The sequence below is a fragment of the Fibrobacter sp. UBA2449 genome, from assembly GCF_002342555.1.
In the GTDB taxonomy this organism is placed as follows: domain Bacteria; phylum Fibrobacterota; class Fibrobacteria; order Fibrobacterales; family Fibrobacteraceae; genus Fibrobacter.
Window position 1 is genome coordinate 30,172 of the sequence record NZ_DDQF01000006.1, and the last position, 26,232, is coordinate 56,403.

General features: G+C 55.4%; 23 protein-coding genes. 8 read left to right on the forward strand and 15 right to left on the reverse strand.

Annotated elements, in window-relative coordinates:
* Positions 1-36: 36 nt before the first annotated feature.
* Genes fabZ through B4B27_RS03550 form a run of 8 tightly spaced genes read right to left on the reverse strand, consistent with a single transcriptional unit; the run spans position 37 to position 6,076 of the window.
* Entirely contained in the window at positions 37-528 is a 492-nt protein-coding gene (gene fabZ, locus B4B27_RS03515) for a 3-hydroxyacyl-ACP dehydratase FabZ (protein WP_290723705.1), read from the reverse strand.
* Positions 497-1,360 (reverse strand): UDP-3-O-acyl-N-acetylglucosamine deacetylase, encoded by an 864-nt coding sequence (locus B4B27_RS03520; protein WP_290723707.1) that lies wholly within the window; start codon positions 1,358-1,360, stop codon positions 497-499. Before B4B27_RS03520 ends, fabZ begins: the two co-directional genes overlap by 32 nt.
* Before the next feature lies 1 nt (position 1,361).
* Positions 1,362-2,354 carry a UDP-3-O-(3-hydroxymyristoyl)glucosamine N-acyltransferase gene (locus B4B27_RS03525; RefSeq protein WP_290723709.1) on the reverse strand — a complete coding sequence of 331 codons (993 nt, stop codon included), beginning with the start codon at positions 2,352-2,354 and terminating at the stop codon, positions 1,362-1,364.
* Positions 2,354-3,319 (reverse strand): diacylglycerol/lipid kinase family protein, encoded by a 966-nt coding sequence (locus B4B27_RS03530; protein ID WP_290723712.1) that lies wholly within the window; start codon positions 3,317-3,319, stop codon positions 2,354-2,356. Before B4B27_RS03530 ends, B4B27_RS03525 begins: the two co-directional genes overlap by 1 nt.
* Positions 3,319-3,837, reverse strand: a complete 519-nt coding sequence (locus B4B27_RS03535) for a gamma carbonic anhydrase family protein (protein WP_290723715.1) — start codon at positions 3,835-3,837, stop codon at positions 3,319-3,321. Before B4B27_RS03535 ends, B4B27_RS03530 begins: the two co-directional genes overlap by 1 nt.
* 46 nt (positions 3,838-3,883) lie before the next feature.
* On the reverse strand, positions 3,884-4,408 hold the full coding sequence (locus B4B27_RS03540) for a hypothetical protein (protein WP_290723718.1): 525 nt from the start codon (positions 4,406-4,408) through the stop codon (positions 3,884-3,886).
* A 15-nt stretch (positions 4,409-4,423) separates the two neighbouring features.
* Positions 4,424-4,873, reverse strand: a complete 450-nt coding sequence (locus B4B27_RS03545; protein ID WP_290723721.1) for a SufE family protein — start codon at positions 4,871-4,873, stop codon at positions 4,424-4,426.
* A gap of 6 nt (positions 4,874-4,879) precedes the next feature.
* A complete protein-coding gene (locus tag B4B27_RS03550) occupies positions 4,880-6,076 on the reverse strand; it encodes an NAD(P)/FAD-dependent oxidoreductase (RefSeq protein ID WP_290723724.1) in 1,197 nt (398 codons plus the stop codon).
* Positions 6,077-6,197: 121 nt separating this feature from the next.
* On the opposite strand from B4B27_RS03550, the gene B4B27_RS03555 reads away from it, so the two are divergent.
* A complete protein-coding gene (locus B4B27_RS03555) occupies positions 6,198-7,622 on the forward strand; it encodes a pentapeptide repeat-containing protein (RefSeq protein WP_173382432.1) in 1,425 nt (474 codons plus the stop codon).
* Positions 7,623-7,689: 67 nt separating this feature from the next.
* Here the strand turns inward: B4B27_RS03555 and radA are convergent, their stop codons facing one another.
* The 5 genes from radA to B4B27_RS03580 all read right to left on the reverse strand — a co-directional run bounded on the left by radA (position 7,690) and on the right by B4B27_RS03580 (position 12,360).
* On the reverse strand, positions 7,690-9,081 hold the full coding sequence (gene radA, locus B4B27_RS03560; protein ID WP_290723728.1) for a DNA repair protein RadA: 1,392 nt from the start codon (positions 9,079-9,081) through the stop codon (positions 7,690-7,692).
* A gap of 97 nt (positions 9,082-9,178) precedes the next feature.
* Positions 9,179-10,006 (reverse strand): fibrobacter succinogenes major paralogous domain-containing protein, encoded by an 828-nt coding sequence (locus tag B4B27_RS03565; RefSeq protein WP_173382430.1) that lies wholly within the window; start codon positions 10,004-10,006, stop codon positions 9,179-9,181.
* Positions 10,007-10,022: 16 nt separating this feature from the next.
* The gene (locus B4B27_RS03570; protein WP_290723731.1) at positions 10,023-10,928 is read right to left on the reverse strand and encodes an FISUMP domain-containing protein; all 906 of its coding nucleotides are present in this window, start codon (positions 10,926-10,928) and stop codon (positions 10,023-10,025) included.
* A 33-nt stretch (positions 10,929-10,961) separates the two neighbouring features.
* On the reverse strand, positions 10,962-11,525 hold the full coding sequence (locus B4B27_RS03575) for a deoxycytidylate deaminase (protein WP_290723733.1): 564 nt from the start codon (positions 11,523-11,525) through the stop codon (positions 10,962-10,964).
* Positions 11,526-11,622: 97 nt separating this feature from the next.
* Positions 11,623-12,360 carry an SDR family NAD(P)-dependent oxidoreductase gene (locus B4B27_RS03580; protein ID WP_290723735.1) on the reverse strand — a complete coding sequence of 246 codons (738 nt, stop codon included), beginning with the start codon at positions 12,358-12,360 and terminating at the stop codon, positions 11,623-11,625.
* Positions 12,361-12,694: 334 nt separating this feature from the next.
* On the opposite strand from B4B27_RS03580, the gene B4B27_RS03585 reads away from it, so the two are divergent.
* The 6 genes from B4B27_RS03585 to B4B27_RS03610 all read left to right on the forward strand — a co-directional run bounded on the left by B4B27_RS03585 (position 12,695) and on the right by B4B27_RS03610 (position 21,062).
* The gene (locus B4B27_RS03585; protein WP_290723738.1) at positions 12,695-13,516 is read left to right on the forward strand and encodes a hypothetical protein; all 822 of its coding nucleotides are present in this window, start codon (positions 12,695-12,697) and stop codon (positions 13,514-13,516) included.
* A gap of 90 nt (positions 13,517-13,606) precedes the next feature.
* Positions 13,607-14,059, forward strand: coding sequence for a zinc ribbon domain-containing protein (locus tag B4B27_RS03590; RefSeq protein WP_290723741.1), 453 nt, complete (start codon positions 13,607-13,609; stop codon positions 14,057-14,059).
* Positions 14,060-14,091: 32 nt separating this feature from the next.
* On the forward strand, positions 14,092-17,007 hold the full coding sequence (locus B4B27_RS03595; protein WP_290723744.1) for a DNA topoisomerase: 2,916 nt from the start codon (positions 14,092-14,094) through the stop codon (positions 17,005-17,007).
* Between the two features lie 69 nt (positions 17,008-17,076).
* The gene (locus B4B27_RS03600; protein ID WP_173366228.1) at positions 17,077-18,087 is read left to right on the forward strand and encodes a YihY/virulence factor BrkB family protein; all 1,011 of its coding nucleotides are present in this window, start codon (positions 17,077-17,079) and stop codon (positions 18,085-18,087) included.
* A complete protein-coding gene (locus B4B27_RS03605) occupies positions 18,062-18,688 on the forward strand; it encodes a hypothetical protein (protein ID WP_290723746.1) in 627 nt (208 codons plus the stop codon). The genes B4B27_RS03600 and B4B27_RS03605 overlap by 26 nt, the downstream gene beginning before the upstream one ends.
* A gap of 61 nt (positions 18,689-18,749) precedes the next feature.
* Entirely contained in the window at positions 18,750-21,062 is a 2,313-nt protein-coding gene (locus tag B4B27_RS03610; RefSeq protein ID WP_290723748.1) for an ABC transporter, read from the forward strand.
* 9 nt (positions 21,063-21,071) lie between these two features.
* On the opposite strand, the gene B4B27_RS03615 is transcribed toward B4B27_RS03610, so the two are convergent.
* Both B4B27_RS03615 and B4B27_RS03620 read right to left on the reverse strand, forming a co-directional pair.
* Positions 21,072-23,528 carry a SpoIIE family protein phosphatase gene (locus B4B27_RS03615; protein ID WP_290723750.1) on the reverse strand — a complete coding sequence of 819 codons (2,457 nt, stop codon included), beginning with the start codon at positions 23,526-23,528 and terminating at the stop codon, positions 21,072-21,074.
* Positions 23,529-23,579: 51 nt separating this feature from the next.
* Positions 23,580-24,101, reverse strand: a complete 522-nt coding sequence (locus tag B4B27_RS03620) for a nitroreductase family protein (protein ID WP_173382421.1) — start codon at positions 24,099-24,101, stop codon at positions 23,580-23,582.
* Between the two features lie 47 nt (positions 24,102-24,148).
* Here B4B27_RS03620 and metG point away from each other — a divergent pair, with 47 nt between their 5' ends.
* Positions 24,149-26,218, forward strand: a complete 2,070-nt coding sequence (gene metG / locus B4B27_RS03625; RefSeq protein ID WP_290723754.1) for a methionine--tRNA ligase — start codon at positions 24,149-24,151, stop codon at positions 26,216-26,218.
* Positions 26,219-26,232: the final 14 nt, after the last annotated feature.

Consider the following 26,232-nt stretch of genomic DNA (forward strand, 5'->3'; position numbering starts at 1 on the left):
ATTACGGCGTAAATATAGCAATATTTCGGGCCAATGCTAGACCATCGCGGCAACGAAATCGGCTTCGCACATCAGTTTTTCGTCGAGGAAGGCCTTGCCCGAATACTTGAAGATGCCGTGACGCACGGAAAGGAGCTTCACTTCGAGGCGAATGTCCATACCAGGGAGCACGGGGTTCCTGAAACGGCAGTTCTCGATGCCCATGAAAGCGGGACGCTTGCCCACCACTTCGGCTTCGCGGGCAATCATCGTGAGGAGTGTCGCTGCCTGGGCCATGGATTCCACCTGCAGCACGCCGGGCATCACCGGATTGCCGGGGAAATGTCCCTGGAAGAACTTTTCCTCGCCCGTCACGTGGAAAAGACCCGTCAGGGACGGAAGGACCTCCTTGCCGTCGCCCAAGTCGAGGCTCAGGATTTCGTCGACAAAGGCGAACGGGAACTTCTGCGGGAGCAGTTCGTGAACCACGGCGGCATCGTAAAGGATTCCGGGTTTATCAGACTTCTTGAGGGTTTCCAGTAGAGACATAAGGCAGGAGTTTCTCCATGATTTTATGGTGAATGGTATGGCCGCCGTTCAATATTTGAACGCGAACCTTTGGTAAAGCAGGGACCGCGAAGGCAAGATCGCCCAGCAGGTCCAAAATCTTGTGACAGGCGGGTTCTTCCGCCATGCGGTAACGGGGGTGTTCTCCCGCGCCACCCAGGAGCATGCCGCAGGATTCGTCTACCCCGGCGAGGAGACCTTCGGCGCGGGCCTTCGCGTAATCTTCTTCGAAAATGAACGTGCGGGCCGAAAATGCGCGGTAGAGGTCTTCCGCAGAATACACCGAGAGGGTCGCCGCCGAGCGGAAAGCAACGTCACCCGCAGTCGCATCGCGGGTAATCTCGTATTCCACCTCGAAGCAGTCCGCAGGCGATACGCTCACGCGACCACGCGGGAACTCCAGGTCAAACGACACGGGAACATCGTAAAAGCAGAGGGGTTCGGGAATACCGGCAACTTTCCTCAAGGCATGGAAGAACGGGAGAGCGCTACCGTCCATCATCGGGAGTTCGGTGGCATGCACATCGAACCGCTGGTTCGGCCACATGAGGAATACGGGCGCCAGATGCTCCGTCGAGGCGAGGGAAAGCGGGCCGTGCAGGCCAGGTCTCGAGTAAATCGCCGTGCGCGCCACGCGATACCCGAGTTCGCCATAACAATGCAGGGAATCCGTCGAATAGAAAAGTTCATCGCCAACATACCAGCATACGCGTGGCGCACGGTTCGGATCCTTCTCGAGGATATCCACGCGGACTCTAGCCTGCGGGTACGAAAGCGAAGGCGACGCAAATTCTAGACTCTTGAAGGCCGGCATGCTACTTCTTCCCCATCTGGCGGAGGCGCACCATCGAGCGGCGCCACTGCGTAATTTCTTCGGCAGGGAAACCGGCAACAGTCCGGCCAGCCGGGACACTCTTTGTCACTCCCGCCTTCGCGGCGACGCGCGCCCCCTTGCCTATGGTCAAGTGGCCCGCGGCCTTCGCGCCTCCCGCGAATTCCACGCCGTCCTCAACCACCACGGAACCGGCAACCGCCGTCTGCGAGGCCATGTAGACGCCACTGCCCAATCGGCAGTTGTGAGCGATTTGAACAAACGAATCGAACTGGCACCCGTCCCCAATCGCGGTGGGGTTCAAGAATCCCGCGGCCACCACTGCATTCGCCCCAAAGCCGCAGTTGTCTCCGATGCGCACGCCAGCAAGGTGTGGGACCGGCCGGCGCCTGCCCTCAAATTCATAGAACCCGAACCCGCGCGAACCTATAACGGCGCCCGCCTGGAACACGCAGTTCCGACCTATCTTTACGTTCGGATAAACGGTCACATTTGCTTCCAGGACACAGCCGTCACCCACTTCAGCACCCCGCATCACCACGCATCCCGGGCCCACGACCGCATTTTCGCCCACGCGACCTTCGACGACGGCGCTCGCATGCACACGCGCGGTATTTGCGACAGCCGGCGCATGCGCAGGTTCGTCCGCGGCAAACTTTTCCAAGAACAGTACCATCGCATGATACGGGTTTTCGACAGGGGCGACGCAGAGCACCTGCTTAAACAATTCGCACGCGTCATCGAAAGCATCGCGCGGCACGAACAACAAACCGGCCCGCACCCGCGGCAAGAGCGACGACGCGAAGCCATTCGCATTCGTCTCGTTCTTCGCAGAAGCGCCCATCCAAAAGCTGGCATCGGCCGGTCCGGCCGAGTCTATAGACGCAAAACCCGTTATTTCGAATTCCGGCGAGACGCGCGTTTCCGCATCGGCCCGTAGCCATTCTAGGACAACCGATAGCTTGACCGGACGCATCAATCCTCCAGCCTCAGCATCTGCACCTGCGCGGCAAACTCGATCGAAATCTTTTCGCCCAGCCTGCCACTCATGTCTTCGCCGTCAAGCTGCAAGAACTCGTCCGGACGCACCGTCATTTCAAGAGAATGGACCTTGATTGACTTGAGAAAATGGCATTTGAAAATGTAGCCGAGCAGTGGGATGTTCCCTATCGCAATCGCAAGCAAGAAGGTGGGCATATTAGGCACGTCGACCACCTCCAGGAATCCATCCGCCATATTGGCCCTAAAAAAGGGATTCGCGCCACTCGCAAAGCTCGGGATATTCCCGACAATCAAGGTGCGGTGGCCCTTCAAGTCAAGGCTATGCGACTTGCCGTACTTATCGACATAGCGGAGAGAGCCCTGCGTAAGGCGGTAGTTCCTGTCGGCAAAGAAACGGCGGACGTAATGCAGCTTGTTTGCCACCACGGAAGACGAAGAAATCGCTCCGCTAGCACGGTCCTGGTTGAAATCATGCGCGATGCGGGCGTCGATACCACCCGAAAAGTAGTTGGCGAGCGCATATTTCCCGTTGACTTTCCAGATATCGAACGGAACCGCAGGAGCACGCAGCAGCCGACGCACCAGGAACAAAAGCCCCTGGTCCACAAAAGGCTTGTAGAGCTTTAGCACGCGTGCAAGGTCGTTGCCCGTCCCCAGCGGAATAAGCCCAATCTTCACCCTGGTCGCGAAATCGGAGGCAAGCATCGTCGACAAGACCGCGGACACCGTTCCGTCGCCACCGACCGCGATAAGCGTTTCCGTATGGGAAAGCGCATCAAGAATCTGCGCTTCCATGCCTTCGTAGTGGGTGAACTCGGCCTTCCATTCTTCTGCAGCAAAGCCCATGGATGCCATAATTTCGGGCAAGAAGTTAAAGATAACCTTGCCCTGCCCGCCTCCACTGATGGGATTGATGAGAAATACGAACTTGAAACCCATCAGCCGTTCCCGCGCAAGAGCTTGTCCTTTATTTCGACATAGCGGAACATCCCGCCGCGGACATTCTCGATTTCTTCAACAGTCAGTTCGCGGACCACATGGGCGGGAGAACCAAGGATCAGGGAATTCTCCGGGAATTCCTTGCCCTGGGTAACGACGGCTCCGGCCCCCACAATGCAATTTTTCTTGATATGGGCGCCATCCATTACGATAGCCCCCATGCCAATAAGCACATTGTCATCAATCGTGCAGGCATGCAGCACCGCGTTGTGCCCCACGGTCACCTCGTTTCCAATGACTGTCGGGACATCCGTCGAAACATGGACCGTCACGTTATCCTGGATATTCGTCCGCATACCTACGCGAATCGGAGCTAGGTCGCCACGGAGCACAGCCCCGTAAAACACGGAAGAATCATCCCCCAATTCCACGTCGCCAACGAGAAATGCCCCATCGGCCACAAACACGCGTTCCCCCAGTCGGGGAGACATTCCGTCAATCTCGACAAACCTAGACATAACCCCAATCTACATTATTATTCCGCAATGGAGACCACGCCGGGACTTATTCGGCCACGGGAATCGCAGAAATCTTGTTCCATTCCGCCGCATCAGCGGGGCGAAGGAGCTTGGCGCCGGCATATTTGCGAAGCATTGTGACGGCCTTGACCGTATCGCCCTCGTCGAGGGCACCCTTCGCATCTTCGAGGATATCCTTCTGGGCGCTACGCATATCGGCAATGGCACCCTGGCGGTTCTGGCGCAGCACTTCCATGGAATCGCTCACGAACCCGAGTTCCCAGGTGCTGTCGTAGCATGCTTCCACTTCCGCATACTTCTGCGGATCTTCCTGGGCGGCCTGATAAAGCGCATCACAGCGGGCAAACGTTTCCGCGCTGGAACGCTTTGCATACTGGTAATACTGGTAGCCGCCGACAATCAGGGCGATGACCACCAAAAGGAACACGCCGTCTTGCCAGCCCATGATGGGGCCGGTTGGCATCTTGGGGCGACCGTTTACAGTCTCCCCCGCTTCCAGCTTTTCTTCTGCTTCGTCAAAGGGGCTCTTGCCATTCAAGAAACTAACCATATTCTAACCTACCTTTTACTTTTTAGACATGGCGTCAAAGACGCGCGCATACAGATAAATTTGTTTTAGCAGACTCGCAAAGCCGTTGGAGCGGGTCGGCGAAAGTCCGACGTTCAAGCCAATCTGCTGAAAAAACACGGGGTCGAGCGAAAGGATTTCGCTTGGCGGCAAATCGTTGTAGACCCTGAGGGCTAGCGCTCCGAGGCCCCGGCTGATCAGCGGGTTCGTCGTGCCGCCCTCGACATCCATCTCGAAATGGAGAACGGCGCCATCGAACTTGGGCACAAGGTACATCGTGGAGGCGCACCCCTGGATGATGAATTTTTCCGCCTTGAGCGAAGCGTCCATCCCCTTGTGGGCGCGAGCGAGATCGAGCAGGAATTTCCACTTGTCGTCCGGATCGGCAAACGAAGCGAACTTGGCCCTGATATCCTCGACTCTTTCTGCAATATTTCCCGACATCATCGATTCCTACCGAATAAACGAGCGCATTTTCCAGATAACAGTGGGGCACGCCCAAAGCACCGCGAAGAAGATGCGGAGGAGAGTCTGCTTTTCGCGCGGCAGCTTCGAGAGTTTCTTGGCGGCACGGTCGAACTGCGCATCCGAAATGCTGTTGAATCCGGGTTTTGCCCGAGCAATCTGCAGGTGCTGCCGACCGAGGGCCGCCATCCAGCGTTCCTGAACTTCGGCTTCGATCTTTTCGCGGTTTTCGCCGGCGTCATCGAGCCAATTTTTTACGGACTCGGCAACAATCTTTCCACAGAGCAAGGCTTCCACGATACCCGAGCGGCTAATGGGGTTCATGCAACTTGCGGCATCGCCCGCCTTGAAAAGTCCGCACCTGGCCATGGGTTTCGTCGACTGCCCACACGAAATCGTGCCTCCATAGACGGCCTTCACCTTCGCATTCGGATAATCCTTAGCGATAAAGTCCAGAAGCTTTTTGCGCAGGGGTTCCTTGTGGCGCACGTTCTTGCCGAGAACAAAGCCGATATTCACTTCCACGCCGTCGCGCGGGAAAATCCAGCCGTAGCCATCAGGAAACTCGCTTCCGAAAAAGAGTTCAATATGCTCGCGGCTGTGCTCGATGCCTTCCGCCACCGCGAAAATCGCGGGTTCGAGGTCGGTATCGCCCGACTCGATGCCCTCGAGGCATTCGATTCCACGGGTAAGCCTGCAGCTCGGACCGGACGCATCGACAACCGCAGCCGCAGAGACCGTTTCAAGCGCGCCGCCCGCGACCGAGACCGTCACATTCCAACCATCCGCCGTCTTTTCCAATTTCTTGATCAGAGCGTCGTAACGGCATTCCACGCCCGCAGCGCAACAGCCATCCGAGATGGAGTGATGGAACCGGGCTCGGTCCAGGATGAGACCGCAATCCTTGCTGTAGAATTCCGCGCGATAACGCTTGGGCGATGTGAAATAGATTCCAGAAAGCGAACCGCGGACAAAGGAAGGGTCCACGGGCCAAAGGGCGTTAAGCCTGTCCGTAGAAACCGCTTCTGCACAGAAAATGGGTTCCTTCCAAGGCTCCTTCTTATCCAAAAGGAGAATCCGTCTGGCACCGCCGGTCAATCTTCCCAGGGTGCAAGCCGCCATGAGACCGGCAGGACCGGCCCCGCAAACCACCACATCGTACCGATTTGATGCAAAATTTGCCATTTCGGGGTATAAATTAGCTTTTATTTATAAAGTTTTTTTCTTTTCTATTGCTATTTGTCATTTTTTTTAATTATTTTAGGGCTATCCGTTATTTGGTTTTTATCCTTAAAGGGAATTGTATATGAATATGAAGATGATAACGAAGTTCGGGCTCTGCCTCGTTGGCGCACTGGCGATCAGCGGTTTTGCCCAGGATTATTCCGGTCAGGATCTAAACACGTCTTTCCGCGACAAGCGTATCGACGGGTTTGATTTTTCGAACGCCAAAGCAAAAAAGAACGTGACCGACTTCCAGCGCAGCGCCGGTGAAAAGATAAACTTCCAGGGCGCTCAGCTCCCGGAAGTCTCCTTCCGTAACGCAGTGATTAGCGAAGCGAACTTCAAGAACGCGAACCTTAAGAAGGTGACCATCAGCGGCGCCGATATCCGCAATTCCAACTTCAAGGGCGCAGACATGGAAGAGGCCGACCTCTACCGTGCAACGCTCCTCGGTAGCCAGTTCCCGAACGTAAACTTCAAGAATGCCCGCCTCGACGCCATGAAGGTGGCCGACGAAACGGACTTCAGCAAGGTGGACTTCACGCAGGCCTCCGTCATGGACGTGGACCTTACCCGTGCCGACCTCAGCAAGGCAAACCTCACGAACGCCAACTTCTCCCGCTCCCTGATGGGCGAAGTGAACCTCAAGAAGGCGACCATCGTGAAGACCGACTTTACGGCCTGCAACCTCATCGCCGCGAACTTCAAGGGCGTTGACCTCATCAACGTGAACTTCGCCAAGGCGGGTCTTTCCCAGGCTAACTTCAGCGGTGCCGAGTTCCAGAACGTGAACCTCCAGGAAGCGGACCTCTCGCTGACCGAATTCAACGACGTCGACCTCTCCAAGACACAGCTCCAGAAGGCCAAGTTCGCCCAGTCCACCGTGAAGAACATGAAGTTCACCGGACAGGACCTGACCGGCGTGGTCTTCGACAAGGGCTCTGTTTCCAAGAGCAACTTTGACAAGGCGAAGCTCAGCAAGTCCTCCTTCTTCGATACCGAAGTGAACAAGTGCGAATTCCGCGGAACCGAACTTACGAAAGCCGTGTTCGATGGCGCCTACATCAAGAAGAACATCTTCGACGGCGCAGACATGGACAAGGCCAACCTCTCGAACTCCACGATCGAGCAGACCGACTTCATCGGCACCCAGCTCAACGGTGCTAGCTTCGCCGGTGCCAAGCTCGTGAAGGTGCGTTTCACCAACGCCAAGATGAGGAACGTCAAGATCGACGCCGACACCAAGATGGAGAACGTCGACTTCTCCGGTGCCGACCTGAGCGACGCCAAGATCGAGAAGTTCACCGCCAAGAAGGTCATCTACGACAGCCGCACCAAGTTCCCCGCCGGCTTCGACCCGCGCCAGTACGGCTTTACCAAGCCGGGTGAAAAGGCCGCCGAAGTGGTCGTGCAGGGTTCCGGCAAGAAGTCTTCTGTTTCTGACGACGCCATGCCGAAAAAGAAAAAGAAGAAAAAGAGAAAACACAGCGACGATGACGACGAGTAGTCAAAACCTCTAACGGATTTAAGAAGCCCCGCACCAATGCGGGGCTTCCTTTTTGGGGTCAGGGAGGTTACTTCTTGTCCATGAGCCAGGAAATAGCTTCTGAAAGGCTCCGGATGCGCACCACCTTCATATTGCCGAGGTTCTCGGGCAGGCGGCCATTGGCAGGGACGACAGCCTCCACCATCCCCAACCGGATGGCCTCCTTGATCCGCTGGTCCAGAAGGCTCACGCTGCGGACCTCGCCTGAAAGTCCGAGCTCGCCGACCGCGATGGTCTGGCGGCCGAGCGGGATACCCAGGTGGTTGCTCGCGATGGCAAGAGCGAGCGCGAGATCGGACGAGGCGTCAGTCACCTTCATGCCGCCCGCAATCGTCGCGAACACGTCGGATGCGCCTATCGACACTCCGCCAAACTTCTCGAGCAGGGCGAGGATAATCGTGAGACGCTTCGGGTCGATACCCGCGGCCACGCGCTGAGGCACGGCAAAACCCGTCTGGTTCACGAGCGCCTGCGTCTCGAACAGGAGAGCGCGCGTCCCTTCCATCGTGCAGCAGACGACGCTTCCCGGCGTAGGCGGGATATTCTCCTGCAAAAAGACCTTGCTCGGGTTCGCCACCGACTCCAGCCCGTGGCTCGTCATCTCGAAAACGCCCACCTCGTCGGTCGCGCCGAAACGGTTCTTGATGGTCCGCAGCAGGCGGTACTGGTGGTTGCGGTCGCCCTCGAAGTAGACGACCGTATCGACCATGTGCTCGAGGATGCGCGGCCCCGCTATTTGCCCGTCCTTCGTCACATGCCCGATGAGGATGGTGATGCAGCCCGTATTCTTCGCGAACACCATGAGGTCGAGAGTGCATTCGCGAAGCTGGGCCGCCGACCCCGGAGTGCCCGAGAGGTCGCCCTTGTAAACCGTCTGTATGGAGTCGATGACCATGACCTGCGGTTTGACCTCTTTCGCGTGTTCCACGATCTTCTCGAGGCTCGTCTCGCACAGGAGCAGCATGTCGGAACCAGAAATGTTCAGGCGTTCGCTCCTGAGTTTCACCTGGCAAGCGCTCTCTTCCCCGCTCACATACAGCGTCTTCACGCCGGCGGCTGTCATCGTGGCGAGAGTCGTGAGCACCAGGGTGGACTTGCCTATCCCGGGATCGCCACCGATGAGCACCAGGGAACCTGGCGCAAGCCCGCCTCCGAGCACGCGGTCGAATTCCGTATTGGCGGTGCTCAGCCGCCGCGTGTCTTCCGTAGCCACATCCTTGAGTGCCACGACCTGATGGACCGGACCTCCAAGCCCGCGCCCGCCACGCGCAGCCCCCGTATTGACAGGCTCTACCGCATGTTCCTTGAGGGTATTCCACGCCCCGCAGAACGGGCACTTCCCGACCCACTTGGGCGTCGTGTTACCGCAGTCCGTGCAGAGGTATTCAATTTCTTTCTTCGACTTGTTTACTGCTACCATGTGCACTAATATAATAAATGCGAACGACAGAAAGTGTCATTCGCATAAACAATGCACAAAAAAGCAGTCTTTTTTTAGGGACACCGAGTCCAACTTATCAGTAATCCTTGAGGCAACGGACAGAGAAAGCCTGATGCTTGCCCGTAGAGTATAAAACAATGCTTTCTCTCTCGCTCTTGTATTCCAAAGACAAGAAAAACGCGTTATAACTGGCCTTATTTTCTTTTTTGCCTATACCATAGGCTTCAGTCGAACTCCAGAACAACGCGCGGGTGTGCAAGAAATTATAGGTTCCATTAACAGCGAGACCTGCCGGCAAAGCCGTAAAAGAAAAATCATCCGTCCCGTTCGAATATTCCCAGTCATACGTAGACCTCAAAGCAACACCCACATTCACCTTGGATTTCAGTTCATTCCATTCATACTCACTGGGCAGATGCCACCCCTCCGGACAAATTCCCTGTATAGGGTAAACCGAGAAGCAGAGCGTGCCAACACCATTGCCAATAGATTCCGAAGTGTACACCCCTGCACTATCCATTGCTGCACTCCATATGTATAGCCTTCCGTATTTTTCACAATTTTCGGCGGAGTTATCATAGCAAAAACTGCTGGAATCCAGCGAATCTGTCGGTTGCAAATAACGAAGGTTGAGGTTTTCCGCCATCCATTCGCGATTGCCTATTTTCACCGTCTTGTAGACCTGGTCATCACGTTCATCCGTCATGCGCCCAAACGAAAGTTCAACATTGGATGCATTCTCTTTGGAAGACGAAGAAGATTTCGCCTTTTGCGAATTTGATGATTCCCAATCTTCGCCGTATGCAATGAAATTGCTCTCGTCATCGCCACACGCGGTAACGCATGCCATTCCCCAAGCAAAAGCTGTCAAACCTAGAATCTTACAAAACATAGAGCCTTTCATGTTACCCCCTAAGCCCCTAATAATCCTTTACGCAGCGTACACTGATATAAAGTTCATCATGGTACATCTCACTAGCAGCCCTATTGGTGCGCCCATTAATAAGCGCATAGAACACGTATTCAGATTGCCAATTAGAGGTAGTCGTATACCAGAAGAAATCAGATTCCCCTATATGTTCGAAACCTTCGTTAGATTGTGCGAACCCAGCGCAATAGGCACCAGAACCAATGGACGAAAAGCCGTAGGTATCATGTCCCGGCGAGATATAGGCATCGGTGCCCCTCCACCCCTTTGCCGACCTTAATTCAATCGCTAGGTCGTCCAATGACGCAAGTTCCTCTCCAGTCGGTATATGCCATCCGTCCGGGCAGATTCCCTGGTGTACCGCACCCCTTTCATGGAAGCAGGAATCCCCCCAGGCGCACCGGACTGAATTCATTGCCGCCCTGCGGTTGTAGAGGCGTCCATACACATCGCAATTAGCCTCCTCGTCGTTGAAACAGAGCGTTCCCTCCTCTAAGAGTGGGTATTCGACAGAATCGGCGAAGTTAAGGTTTTCTGCCATCCATGTCAGCCCGTCGATTTCAACAGTCCTATAGGTCTGGCCATCGCGCTTGTCTGTCATAGTGCCGTAGTCGATATCCGAATTGAACTGAATTCCCTTTTCTGTCAAGGGTGGCGATAAAGGATAAAGAGTCCGCGTAGTCGAAAGGCGAAACTCCGAAGAACTACTCTCCAAATTTCCGTCAACAGAACTCGATGACGAACTCTGCTTAATCGAACTGCTTGATTTGGCCGAAGAGCTCGAAGATTCCCCGCTCAGTCCGGCATCGTCGTTTTTCCTGACCGGGCTAAAATCGTCATCGGAGCCACAACCCACCATGAACAACAAGACAAGAGCCATAAGATATAGCATTTTCATCACCGTTCCTTCCTATTTTCCTTGCAAAAAATACTACTTCGCCGCGGGCTTGGAGACCACGGGGCGGATACGCTTGCCGCAGAGGGTCACCACGATATGAGCCTGCGCGAACATGTAGTAGGCAGTATCGCGGCTGTTGTTGAGGGTGGACTTCGGGTCATAATCGTCCTTGGTCACGAACACTTCGGACACGCCGGAAAGGCTAACGTCAAGCGCGCAGCGTTCGCACGGGAACCCAATCACGTACAGCTTGGAGCCGGGAGGCACCTTCCCGCGGGCATAGTGGAGCGCGTTGATTTCGGCATGCACCATAAAGGGGTACTTGTTCGCCTCGAACTCGTGGTGGCTCAGGAGTTCGCCCGTGTCGGCATCGAGCAGGTCGTAGGCCAGCAGTTGCTTTTCGCGGGTGTACGGCACAGTCTCGTCATCAAAACCTGCGGGGGCGCCGTTATAGCCGGTGCTTATCACGCGGCCTTCGGCACTCACGAGCACCGCCCCCATCTGGGTATTCTGGTCTTTACTGAGGCGCGCCTGGGCGCACATCATCTGGGTATATACTTCGTCACGAAGCTTGCTGCGGGATTGAGAATTGTTCATGCCTAGAAATATAAATAGACAGGGAAAACAGGTCAACCGAACACGAAAAAAAGCCCGTCGACATAGCGACAGGCTCTCTCCGAAGCGGAATTTCTTGTCAAGCCTCTACCGACTTGCCCTTCTCGACGGCGTCGGCGAGGGTCATGCCGGTGAATTCCTGGGCACTGAACCAGCGGCCGCTCTTCTTGTCGTCGAGCATCACGGAGACCATCGAGCCCGGGATAACGCTTTCGGGAGCGTTGGGGGCGTTCGGGCCGCCAAGGTCCGTGCGGAGCCAGCCCGGGTCCATCACGTTCATCATCACGTCGGTGCCGTTGAGCTTGCAGGCGAAATCCTTCACGAACTTGGTAAGGGCGGCCTTTGCGCAGGCGTAGCCCATCAGCTCGGGTTCATTGGCGATACCGCTCGTGGTGAGCTGCATGCGGCCGAAACCGCGCTGGATCATGCCCGGCAAGAAGTGGTAGGCAATCTTGATCGGGGCAAAGAAGTTCACGGCCATCGCGTGGTGGAAATCGTCCATCGTGTTGGTGAGATAGTCGGTGAAGTAGTGGCTCATGAGGCCCGCGTTGTTGAACACGAGGTCCACCTGCACGCCCCAGCTGTCGATTTCGGCAAGGGCGGCATCGATTTCTGCTTCGCTCTCGAGGTTGCAGCCCACGGCACGCACCTCGACACCGAACTTCTTGATTTCTTCTATCACAGGTTCGGCATGCGCCTTGTCGCGCCCCTGCAAGATAATGTTTGCACCAAGTTTCGCCATCTCGATGGCGGTGAGACGGCCTACCCCACGGCAGCCGCCGGTAATCAAGGTCCACTTGCCCTTCACGTCGATCATTTTCAATCCCTTTGCGCATTTGCGCGGTTTTCTAAAAAATAGACTTTTAAGGCCTGACTCGGGGAGTTTTTGTGCGGAAAAGCGTTTACAGATGTAAAAAGACGCAGGAACAACGCCGGAATGTATAGAAAAAGCCCCTGCCGGGGTGACAGGGGCTAATTTCGTAGGCGCTTGACCCGAGGTCCTCACGCTTACAAATATAATTTTAGCATTTTTTTTGGCAAAGCGGTTGTAAAATCTTACTTTACACGAAAATTTGTTCTCACGGTGTTCCCCGCCGCATAAAAAAGACCGAAGCAACGACTATCCGTTTTATTATCTTTGAAAATGCTGTATGAAAAAATTTTTTCTTTTTGCAATCATTGGCATTCTTGCGGGAGCGTGCTCAGCACCGAAGGAAGAGTCGAGCGCAGGGACCGACGGCATGTATGAAGATGTCCCTGTTCCTTTTGAAGCAGACGATCCTTCACTACTGAATTTGGCCGTCGCCGTCACCGACAGCTATTTCGTGATAGGAGCACGGCGCGGGTTCCAGCCGAACACCTATTACACCGTTTTGACGGAACTCATCAATCCCTCATCAGAAGATTATCAAAAGAAAAAACCGGAAGTCCTATACGTCGCCATCCAGAAGGAAGCGGAAGACGACCCCGGTAAAAAGATATGGGCGCTACATTCCGATTCCAGCAAAGCCTACATCACCGATTCCACCGGAGCGTTCATCGCAATGACCGGCGACGGATTTTCGGGAGAGCGACCTCCGAATTCACTGGAAACTATCCGCAACCGAGACTTTCCACACGCAGAAATCAAGCCGTTGTCCCCGTTCAATTTAATCGCCAAGGACCTGGCTATGGTGCGTCAAGCTAGACGGTTCAACGATTTTCCCGATAGCGACTGGATTGTCCTGATACTGGAAAGCGGCAACAACAAGCGAGTTCTACGCGAACTTCTCCCCCTTATGCGGGCAATCAATATTGTCGGTTTCAAGCATATCCAGGTCGGGAGGAATCTCGGCAACCTCGATACCGCAAGAAGCGTCATTGGAACTTTCCGCCTTTACGATTTCGAGCCGAAACAGCTCCAACAGATATACGACGAGCTTTACCGCCCCCTGAACCTGAAGATGCCGAGACAAGTCCCATCAAAAGACTAGTTTATCTTTTACACTACGCAACAGCCTGTTTCTTGCATTTGCGCCAGGCCGTAGGTATATTTGACTCCGTAATCGAACAAAGGAGATTTCATGACGACCCAAGAGATTTTGAAAAACATCCGCGAAAAGCACAACCTCACGCAAGACCAGATGGCTGAACGCATTCACGTGACCAGGCAAGCCGTAAGCCGCTGGGAAACCGGCGAGACTCAGCCGAACACCGAAATGCTCAAGGTGCTTTCTCGCGAATTCAACGTTTCCATCAATACGCTGCTCGGCGCGCCGCGTCAGCTCTTTTGCCAGTGTTGCGGCATGCCCCTCGGCGACGACGCGATGATCAGCCGCGAAGTCGACGGCAACTTCAACGAGGATTACTGCAAGTGGTGCTATGCCGACGGCAAGTTCGCCTACGCCGACAAGAATACACTGCTGGACTTTTTGCTTTCGCACATGCCTAACCCCGAAAACATGCCGGAAACAGAAAGACGCAAGTTCTTCGACTCGCACCTTTCGCAACTAAAACACTGGAAACAGCAGGCCTAGACGCACATCAATTTTATATCTTTTCGGCAACCATGATTCTTCTCGTCGCCGAAAAGCCCTCTGTTGCAAACCAGCACTACCGCCCGATGCTCGAGCGGATCGAGGGAGAGAAGTTCACGCAGGGCGACGGATGCCTTATCGGCAAGAACCACTGCATCACCTGGTGCGTGGGCCACCTGATTACGCTCGCGCCGCTCGACGCCTACCCCGGTTACGAGGGAGGCTGGCGGCTTTCGAACCTGCCGCTGTTGCCCGAAAAGTTCCGCCTCATGGAAATCGAGAGCACCAAGAAGCAGCTCGCGGTGGTACGCCAGATGATGGAACAGGCCGACGTGCTCGTGAACGGCGCGGATGCCGGCCGCGAAGGAAACCTGATTTTCGATTTGGTGCTCGACTTTACGCCCGCTTTCAAGCAGAAGACCATCAAGCGCCTGTGGGTGAACAGCTACGTGGCGAAGGACTTGGACAAGGCGTGGAAGAACCTGGAAGACGCCACGCAGCGCGTGAACCTGAGCTACGCCGCCCGCCTTAGGCAACGTGCCGACTGGATGGTAGGGCTCAACGCGACGCGCGCCTACACGCTCACCGCCGGGCGCGGGAAAATGATTTCGGTGGGCCGCGTGCAGACGCCGACCTTGAACCTGGTCGTGGAACGCGACACCATCGTCGAGCAATTCAAGGAACTGTACTATTACAGCGTCGTCGGCACATGGAAAGGGTACCAGGCGCAATATGTATTAGACGATAGACGAAAGGCGAAAGACGAAAGAGATGCTTCTGAAAAGGAATCTGACAAGAAGTCCGAAGGTTTAAAAGTCGCGGTTTTTGAGAAGGAAGCGGAGGCGAATGCGGTCGTGGAGCGCTGCAAGCCGCCTGCACCGGCGACCATCGCAAAAATCGACACCCAGCAAAAGAAGCAGTTCCCGCAGAAACCCTTCGACTTGACGGAACTGCAGAAAGAAGGCAACAAACGCTTCAAGTTCAGCGCCCAGCAGGTATTGGACTGCGCGCAGAACCTCTACGAAAAAAAGCTGCTCACCTACCCGCGTACCGACTCGCAATACCTGCCCGACACCATGAAGCAGGAGGCCTACGCGCTCGCCCAGAGGCTCGCCAGCCCCGAACAGAAGGGCGTAATGCGCAGCGAAAGCGAGAATTTCGTCTTCATCAACTCGAGCAAGGTCACCGACCACTTCGCCATCATCCCGACCGGCGAAACCCCGAACGGGCTGCCTGAAATGGAGCAGAAGATTTACGATTTGGCGAAGGAACGCTTTGTGCAGGCATGGCTCAAGCCGTACGTGTGGAGCGAGATGGACGTCATCCTGAGCGAAGCGTCAGCGGAGTCGAAGGATCCAGACCCGAAATCAAAAAATCTAGACCTGTTTAGACTGAAGCTGAAGCGGAACGAGGATTTGGGATTCCGCGCGCTGGTAAAAGAGACGAAAGACGAGAGACGAAAGACGAAAGGAAAGAAGGGCGATGCCGGCGCGGAGGCCGGAAAAGCTGACGGAGGCGCCGAGGGCAAGGGCGACAGCGACGAAATCACGAACCTGGTCGAAGCCTTCCCGGAATGGAACGTGGGCGACACCTCCCCCTTCGACAGCGTAGAACTGCAGAAGAAAAAGAAGAGCAAGCCCAAGTACTACACCGAGGCGACCCTCCTTGCTGCAATGAAGACTGCGGGAAAGCAAATCGAGAACGAGGAACTCGCCGAGGCCATGAAGGACCGCGGGCTCGGAACGCCGGCCACGCAGGCGGGCATCATCGAGACGCTCAAGAAGCGCGGGTTCATCGAGGCGCAGAAAAATTACCTGGTGAGTACCGCCCGAGGCCGCGAAGTCATCGCGCTCATGGACGAGAAGGTGAAATCGCCCGAGATGACGGGTGAATGGGAGTACAAGCTCTCCCAGGTCGAGAAAGGGCAGCTCACGCCCGTGGAATTCCGCGACGGCATCGTGGAGTACGTGAAGCAGCTCTTTGCAGACTTGCATGCCCGCTATGCCTGCCAGTTCGAGCGCGAGGCCGCGACCGAAAAGCTGAACTGCCCCAAGTGCGGCGGAGCGCTCGACACCGCCCCGTGGGGCTACGTGTGCCCCAATGCGGAATGCGGCTTCAGGTTCGGGCACACCGTGGCAGGCAAGATGCTCGCCCATTCCGAAGTCAAGGCGCTCCTCGCCGGCGAAACCGTCGGCCCGCTTTCCGGTTTCAAGAGCAAGAAAGGCTCCGAATTCTCGGCCAAGCTCACGCTCGACAAGGACTTCAATATCAATTTCGCCTTCGAAAGCGACGGCAAGTTCCACGGGCAAAAGACGGATTACAAGTGCCCGCTGTGCGGAAACCCGCTCGAAGAGAACAAGAACGCGATTTTCTGCACGGGAGCTGCACCGTCCAAAGATCCCCGGTCGGAGCCGGGGATGACAAATGGAAAAGAGCCGGGGATGACAAACGACTGCAACTTCACGCTTTTCAAAACCATCGCAGGCCATACGCTTACCGCAAAGGAAATCGCGGCACTATTCGGGAGCGGGCACACGCCGCTCATTCAGGGATTCAAGAGCAAGAAGGGAACCGAATTCGCGGCCGCTCTCAAGTGGGGCGAAGGCGCCGACAAGGGCCGCGCCGTGTTCGAGTTCCAGCACAGGGACCTCCCCTGCCCCGTCTGCGGCGACAGCCTGCGCTTCCGCGGCAGCACTTCCCAGCAAAGCGGCCCGCAAGGCACAACCGAAAGCGGCGCCTACGTGTGCCCGCAATGTGGCTACGGCATCCCGCAGGTGTTCTACCAGCGCAAATTCAGCGACGAAGAAGTCGAAGGCCTGCTCAAAAACAAGTTCACGCCCGTCCTCGAGCCGTTCAAGAAGAACGAGACCACCTTCCGCGCGGCACTCGAACTCCGCGATGGCGGCAAGCTCGCATTCAACAAATTAACCGTCGAAGTCATCAAATAAGCCCCTCTTGCCGGCCTTAAAAAGCATTTACACCCGTTTCAGCCATATTTATTCTATATTTGGATTCGTATGCCCAATTGGTGGAAGAATTTCTCCTGGGAATGGCTTTTCGACTCCATTGCCGAAAGGTCACCTTCGTTTGTGAAGGTCATTGTCGTTACGGGAAAATCATTCCTGTACTATCACGGAATGACCCGAGCGGCAAGTCTTACCTACACCACTCTCGTGGCGGTTGTCCCGCTTCTCATTTTGCTCACCTCAATAACGCTCGCAGTGGGGTTTGGCGGGTTCATGTCCGACTACCTGCCCATCATCATCGACGTTCTTAACCTGGACTGGCCTACCGAACAAATCATCGACATCGTGCAAAACGCCGAGCACATTCCTATCGGCAAACTCGGATTCATCGGTGCCCTTGGCCTTTTCGTCACCTTCATTCTCGCTTTCGGCAGTTTGGAAACAAACTTCAATGTCGTATGGGAAGTCAAGACCTCGAGAACGCTGTTTAGGCAGATCCAGGTCTACACGCCCTTCCTGCTCATATTCGCCGGTTTCATCGGAATGTTCGCAGGATTCGTGAACCATGTGCAAGACGTCCTCACCATGATAGTCGTCGACGGCTTCCACTTCTCGCCGGAACTGCTCAAGGTCCTCATTACCGCATTCTGGTATATCGCGTTTCATTTTGCGGCAATGCTCCTCATTTTCCTGATGCTCTACGCGCTCCCGGCCAGAAGCCTCAGACAAAGGGAAACCGGAGTCAAGCCGCCCTATCGCAAAAGCAAGCTCTTCGCCGTTTCGCTCATGGCAACCATCATTGCATGGATCGCCATCAACATTTACGTGAAGATTCTCATGCTCATCCAGACAGCGATGGTAACACGCATGTCCATTTTCTATGGCTCTCTCGCCTTTATCCCGTTGGTGCTGTTCCTCTTTTTCGGAGTCTGGTCCATTATCCTATGCGGCAACAGCCTCGTGTGGACCATCTGCTACTGGCCGGAATCTTCACAAAAGAAGTGGAACTGGACCGCAACCCTGGAGGATGTCCACAATGCAAAGTCAGACCAAGAAAAATAGGCTTTCCACGAAGGCCATCGCCATTTGCCTTCTGCTTTTCTTCTGCGTCGGCTCGAGCTACGCCGAACTGGCAGGCATGGGCGACACGCCCGTCACCGAGGAAAAATCCGAAGGCGGACTCAAGGCCCTTATCGGAGTAAGCGGCGGCAACGTGCTTGTGGCCGACGACGGAGCCATCTTCGCAAATCTCCGCATCGGTCTCGACATTGCGCCCATCTTCTCGACGGGCATGTGGGTCGACAGGCTCCTAAGCGATGTCCGCAACCACAATGTCAAAGAAAAGCAGATGATCAAGTACATGTCGTTCGGCGGCTTCATTGAGCTTTTCCCGCTCCGATTCGACAAAATTGCGTTTTCTGTCCCCATCAACGTGGGCGGCGGAGCCCTCTACGTGATGGAACCCGACGATGAAGCTTTCGAATCCGAAGACTACTTCTTCACGGCGGATATTTCGGCCCATTTCAACTACCGCATCACCAAGATGCTCGAAATTTCCATCGGCGGCGGATACCGCATGTTCGCAGGAATCGAAACGAACAACCTCGACAACATGGACCTCTGCACCCCGTTCGGCGAACTGCGATTCACGATAAGGGAATAAGCTCTATTCCATGCCCGAATTTATTTCGATACGTGGCTGCAGACTGCACAATCTAAAAAATGTGGACGCCCAATTTCCATTGGGCAAGATTACCGTTGTCTGCGGTCCTTCGGGTTGCGGAAAATCGACACTCGTTCTCGACACCCTGCATGGAGAATCCAAGCGTCGCTATCTCGAGACTCTATCGCCTTTTGCCGCTGAACTTCTGGGCGGGAGACGCATTATCCCACTCGACAGTGCCGATGGCCTGCCAGCAAGTCTTGCCGTAGGACCAAGCCACGGGGAAGCCCCAGCCAAGGCATACGCGTTGAGCATCTCGGAATGCGACAACACCTTGCGGGCGCTTTTTGCCGCCAACGCAAGGCCCGCCTGCCCCGAATGCGGGAAACCCATGGAAAGCCAGAGTCGCGAGAACATCATCCGAGAAATCGCAGGATTACCGCAGGGGACCAAGCTGCAATTTTTGGCGAAAGTCGAATCCGCCTCCAACCTCGACAAGCTCTCGGCAGTATTCCTGGCCCAGGGCTTTACGCGAGCCATGGCCGATGGAGTCAGCTACTCGCTAGCCGACCTGACCGACAGCGAACGCAGGATTGTTCCCGAAGAATTTTTCATTGTCGTGGACCGCGTGATTGTTCGCGAGAACACCCGCACCCGCATCGCCGAAGCTGTAGACGGCGCACTGAAACTCACCCACGGCGGAATCACGCTTGACATCGATGGGACCCGCAAGGTTTACAGCACCGTGCCACGCTGCCCGGACCACGGAGAGCAGCTTTCAAGGCCACTTGCCGCAGAAGACCTCTCGCCCTACACCCGCGAGAGCGTTTGCCCTGAATGTGCAGGGACCGGCATCATCGAATCAGAAAACGGCGACGAGGGTTCCGAATGTCCTCGCTGCAAGGGACTCCGGCTGAACGGGAGCATCCTAAGCGCAACCGTCGAGGGCCAGGGAGATGGCGCTCCCAGCAAGAGTCCAACCACCTGGAAAAACGTTCTGGACACGCCGTTCGCAAAGCTCGAAAGCCTGCTGCACACCCTTTTCGACAAGCGCCTTACAGCAAAACAGCTTCCCGCATTCAACACTCTCGTCGACCGCATCCGAGCCATCAACGAACTGGGAATCGGCTACCTGACGGGAGGACGGAGCGCCTCGACCCTTTCCGGAGGTGAAATCCAGCGCCTAAGGCTATCGAGCCTTTCCACCGGACTCCTGAACAACCTGCTCATCGTCCTTGACGAGCCCGCAAGCGGACTGCATGAGTGCGATGTCGACGCCCTCTGGAAAGTCCTCAAGAAGGTCCAATCCCGCGGAAACACCCTCGTGCTTATCGAGCACAATCCAGGCATCATCAGGCGTGCAGACTGGATCATCGAAATGGGACCCGGAGCGGGAGAAAAGGGCGGAGAAATCCTATTCCAGGGAAAAGCGAAAGAGGTGCTGGAGAACCCCAATTCGCCCACCGGCAACTGGTTAAGAGAACTCGGAATTCGGAAGCAGGCAAGCACAAGGATCAAGCCCTCAAAGACGAACGCCATCGCAATCGAGAATTTCGCCCTTTTCGACATGAAGCCAGTTTCGGCGTGGTTCCCGGTGCAAAAATTCAGCGTCATCACAGGCCAGAGCGGCAGCGGAAAGTCGACCCTTCTCTTCCGTAACCTCGCCTACCGCGGAACCCGAGGAGAATTCAGTCCTCTCGGCATCCAGGCGCTATCCATCCTATCGACAGGCGATTTCCACGGCAACCGCCGGAGCACCGTAGCCTCCGCAATCAACCTGAACACGATTCTTCGCGAACTGTTCGCGAAGCTTCCCGAAAGCAAAGTCCGGGGCTACACCGCATCCAAATTCGCAACCCATGCCCCCGGCGGCCGCTGCGAAAACTGCAAGGGCGAGGGAGTCATCCTCGACCCCGCAGGCTACGAAGAGTCCGAATGTCCTGTCTGCCTCGGCAAACGCTTTAAAGACGAAATCCTGGAAGTCCGGTTCAAGTCACTCTCCATCGCCGACATCTACGATTTGGAAGTCGGCAGTGCATACAAGCTATTCTCCAACCTCAAGCCGTTTGCAGACAAACTCAAGCCTCTCGTGGATACCGGGCTCGAATACCTGAAGCTTGGGCAAACGACAGCGCACCTGTCCGGTGGCGAGCGAGCAAGGTTGCGACTGTCAATCGCGCTTGCACGCGCGAAGGCCCCCAACACGCTATTCCTCTTCGACGAACCCGCGCGAGGGCTCCATCAAAAGGATATCCAGCATCTGCTAAAACTCATCCACGGGCTTACCGATGCCGGCCACACCGTCATCGCAATCGAACACGCCCAGGATTTTGTGAACGCAGCAGACTACGTACTCGAGCTCAGCCGAAAATAGCCGTTATTCTTAGCTGAGCCTCTTTGTAATTGCAAGTTCGTTCTGGTCGCCGTTTCTGCGGTAACTGACGCTATCCATCGTCTTCTTGACAATAAATATTCCAAGGCCACCGATTTCGCGTTCTTCGGCAGAAGACGTCACGTCCGGATCTGCCTGCTTGAGCGGGTCGAAAGCAGCCCCGTTATCGATAAAGGTCAACCGCGCATCGAGAGTAGCCTTGCGGATTTCGACAATCAGCGTCACGCTTGTGGCTCCGGAGAACTTGACGATATTGCTGTAGATTTCATCGATTGCAATATTGATTTGCATCTGGGACTTCATCGACGCCTCCATCGGCGCCAGAATCCCCTCGACAAAGGCAGTAAGAATGTCCTGGTTTTCAGGAATGACGTCCACGATTTTTTCATAACGTTGCCAAGCATCCTGCATCTGCATTTTCTTGGCACCATCCATCGGAGTGAGGATATTTTCAACAAATGATTTGAGAGCGCCCTGATTGTCCTTCGCGACATCTACGGTCTTTTCGTAACGTTCCCACACCGGTTCGTCATTGCCAATAAACTTCATGGTCAACATGGTAATATCGTCGAACTGCGGGGCGTCCTGCACAAAATCGTCAATACTCTTCTTGACAAAGGCGCATGTTTCAGCAGGTTTCAAATCACCGCCCCTTTCAAGCGTCTCAAGCAACCTCTTGTCGCCAAAAAGTTCATCCCGGGAATTAGTCGCTTCTGTTACGCCGTCGGTAAAAAGGAACAGCGAATCGCCAGTCTTGAGATCAAAAGACTGCGACTGGTAAAGCGTATCCTCCATTGCCGCCAGAACAAGTCCCGACTTGCTATTTACAAATTCGACAGTGCCATCGCTATGACGGACCGCAGGCGGGTTATGGCCAGCCGAGGCGAATTCCACATGGCCGGTGCGCAAGTCGATGATTCCGGCCCACACGGTCACGAACATGTTCAGCCTGTTGCGTTTCGCAAGCGCGAAGTTCGTGCTGTTAAACGCATTCACGACGGATTTCATGTTCTTGGTCATCGTCCGCAGGATAATTCGGGAAATCATCATGAACAGCGCGGCCGGGACACCCTTGCCCGAGACATCGCCCACCATGACGCACAAGTGATCGTTATCTATCTTGAAGAAATCATAAAAGTCGCCGCCCACTTCCTTCGCCGGAAGCAGGAACTGCGAAAGTTCGTGGCGGTCGTCATCGGAATTTTCTTCGCATTCTTCTCTCGGAAGCGTCGACAGCTGGATATTGCGGGCCAGGTCGAGTTCGCGCTCGATGCGCTTCATGTCCTTCTGCCTTTCGACATGATCCTTGAGCGAAGAAAGCATGTTCGAGAAAGCCCAGGCGAACTCCGCCACCTCGTCGTGCCCCTTCATCTGCGGAATCGCCACGTCGAAATCGCCATTGCCAAGTTTCTTTGCGGCAGCGGAAAGTTCCTTGAGCGGCTTCGCGACCCTGAACGAAATCAACAACATGATAACCAGCAAGACCGCATAGCCGCAGGCCGCAAGCACCACAAAAAGTCTAACCGAAGATTGTCTTTGTTCAAGGAATTTCTGCGCAGGCCAGACAACCATGAAAGTCCAGTTGTTGGATTTCATCGTCGTATAGTAAATGGCAGCCTCTTCGTCACCGACAACAGAACCAAGAATCAAGCCCTTGTCCTTTTTGCCTCGCCTGTCGAACGGCACCAAGTTCTTATTGTTAAATTCCTTGACCGCTATTTCCTTTTCCCCTCTCCCTTCTGCAATGTATTTAGGGAATGCAACCGGGACATTCTTTTCGGAGAGGACCATGGCAAAGCCAGAATTGGGAACCTGGGCCGCCGCCACCGTTTCCTTGAGGAATTCGATGGACATATCCACGGCCAGGACTCCAGCAAGCACTTCATTTCCCTTCTTATCCTTATGGAATATGGGAACCGTATAGACCGCAATGGGTTCATCCACAAATTCACCGATAAAGGGTTCCTGCCAGCGGCTAGAGTGGGCATCCCTTGTGCTTGCATACCATTCCTTATCCTGGTAGTTGGCGCCCGTAATCAACTTTGTTTCGTTGTCCACAAACCGCGCAAGCCGCATGAATTCGCCCTTGGGAGTCTCCGGCCCCATTCCCTGTTCGAACGCAACCACAACCGCCACAATATGGGGGACGAGATTGCGGGCAGTCGCAAGCGTATGCGTCAGGAACTCGTCGAGTTCGGCTTTTGTCATGCGACTATTGCTCAAAGTCGACGCGGCATCTTCGCCGACATGCTTTCCGGCATCGAATAGCTTGTCGATGTAGGTCACGTTCGCAAGGCTAATCTGCTCGCCATTCTCAATGGTCATCTCTTCTAGTTGCGAACTCATTTTCGAAGTCATGATTCCGAAAATCAGGCCGACAATGACCGTGACGGCAACAAGAATCATCAGTGATTGCTTGAAAGCAAGTCCGCGGAAGTTGAATCCCATATACTACCTCTTTTTTAAAAGCCTTTTCAGGCAGGTTCCCCGAATTAAAGTTTACACCTCGCTCATAAATTCTTCCATACTCTTGCGCACGGGGTGCCTGGGCGAAGGACCACCGTTCTCAGGGTCGGCGTAACCGATATCCAGGAGGCAGGCTAGCTTTAAGTTGTCCGGAAACTCGAACGCGCTTTCGATGTACGATGCGTTGAATCCGCGGGCCCAGAGCGTCGCAAGGCCGAGGTCGGTGGCCTGCATCATCATGGAGGTGGTGACGATGCTTGCATCCATCACGCCGCTGTTGAAGTTGTCGTTGTACTTTTCGGCGGTATAGCACTTGGGTTCGTCGTAGCAAACCATCAGAACCACGGGAGCATTGTAGGCCATACGGGTAATGCCACGGATCTTTTCCAGGGCCTCGGGGGACTTGATGACCTTCACCGTCACGGGCTGAGCGTTGATAGCCGTCGGGCTCAGGCGACCCGCCTCGAGCACTTGGGCGAGTTTTTCGGGTTCTACGGCCTGGGCAGTGAATGCTCGGCAGCTATAACGGTTCTTGGCCAAATCCATGAAAGACATAAATACCTCGTTTTTCCCTTTAATATAATTTTTCTATCTTTGGGCACATGAAAAATTTTTACGTTACCACCCCGATTTATTACGTGAATGACGCCCCGCATATTGGGCACTCCTACACCACCGTCCTCGCGGACATCCTCACCCGCTTCCACAAGATTCTCGGCTACCAGACCTTCTTCCTGACCGGCACCGACGAACACGGCCAGAAGGTGCAGCGCGCCGCCGACAAGCGCGGCGTGACCCCGCAGGAACACGTGGACGAATACTACCACCGCTTCGAGGACCTGTGGAAGAAGATGGGAATCAGTAACGACTTCTTTATCCGTACCACGATGCCCGAACACAAGGCTTTTGTGCAGGAATGCCTGCAGAAGCTCTGGGACAAGGGTGAAATCTACTCGAAGGAATACGAAGGCTGGTACTCCGTGGGCGAAGAACGCTTTTTTGGCGAAGACGAACTCGACGAGAACAAGTGCGACCCCATCAGCCACCGCCCGGTGGAATGGCTCAAGGAAAAGAACTATTTCTTCAAGATGGGTTCTTATCAGCAGAAGCTGATTGACTTCCTCGAAAGCCACAAGGACTGGATTGTGCCGGACTACCGCTGGAACGAAATCCGCGGGTTCCTGCGCCAGCCGCTGAACGACCTTTGCATCAGCCGCCCGAAGGCACGCCTCAGCTGGGGCATTCCGCTGCCCTTCGACACCGACTACGTGACCTACGTGTGGTTCGACGCCCTCCTGAACTACGTGAGCGCCTCCACCGCCTTCCACAAGACTTATGCCGACGGCACGCCGATTTGGCCCGCCACTTACCACCTCATCGGTAAGGACATCTTGACCACCCACAGCGTGTACTGGCCGACCATGCTCATGGCTCTCGACATTCCGCTCCCGAAGCACATCTTGGCCCACGGCTGGTGGCTCGTGAACGGCGGCGAAAAGATGAGCAAGTCCGCAGGCAACGTGGTGAACCCCATGGACTACATGGAAAAGTACGGCATCGACGCGTTCCGCTACTTCCTCGCCCGCGAAATGGTGGTGGGCCAGGACGCGAACTTCACGCACGACGCCTTCGTGCGCCGCATCAACAGCGACCTCGCCAACGACCTGGGTAACGTGCTGAACCGCGTACACCGCCTGGTGCTCAACAATTTTGAAGGCAAGCTCCCCGCAGCGACCTCCATCGGCGACGCCGAGAAGGAAGTCATCGACCTCGCGAACAAGGTGATTGCCGAAATCAAGGAAGGCCTGCCGCAAGCCCGCCTCTCGCAGTCTATCGAGACAATCATGCAGCTGGTGCGTAGCATCAACCGCTACCTCGAAGTCAAGGCTCCGTGGAAACTCGCGAAGGACCCCGCCCTCAAGGACGAACTCGCGACCGTACTCTACGTTTCCGCCGAAGCCGTGCGCCTTTCGCTCTGCCTCTTGTGGCCGGTGATTCCCTCCAAGGCAGAAGAAGGCCTCGCCATGATCGGTTCCAAGTTCCAGAGCGCCGACGACCTCGCCTGGGGTATCCTCAAGGGTGGTGAAGCGTTCGGCGAAGGCAAGCCGCTCTTCCCGCGTATCGAAGAAGAAGTCAAGAAGCAGGAAGCTCAGAGCAAGCCCAAGCAGAACAAGCCGCTGATGGCTGCCGACGTGCCCGCCGCTATGGACATGCGCGTGGCCCAAATCAAGGAAGTGGCCGACCATCCGGACGCCACAAGCCTCTACGTGCTCAAGGTGGACGCTGGCGAAGGCGAACTCCGCACCATCTGCAGCGGCCTCAAGAACAGCTACAAGGCCGAGGAACTGAAGGACAGGAAGATTCTGTTGTTCGCAAACCTGAAGCCCAGCGCTCTCCGCGGTATCATGAGCCAGGGAATGCTCTTTGCAGGCGACCTCGACAACGAGGCCCACACTTGCAGACTCGTCTCCGTACCCGAAGACGCCAAGCCAGGTGACCGCGCCCTCTTCAAGGGTGTCGCTCCCAGCGAACCGCGTGAACTGAAGGTCAAGGACTTCGAGAAGATTGCGCTCTCCGTGAAGGGTGGCGCGGTGTTCTGCGACGCCCTCGCGCTCGAAGTGAACGGCAAGCCCGTGACCTGCGACGTGGCCGACGGCAACGGAGTACATTAAAAATTCTCCATATT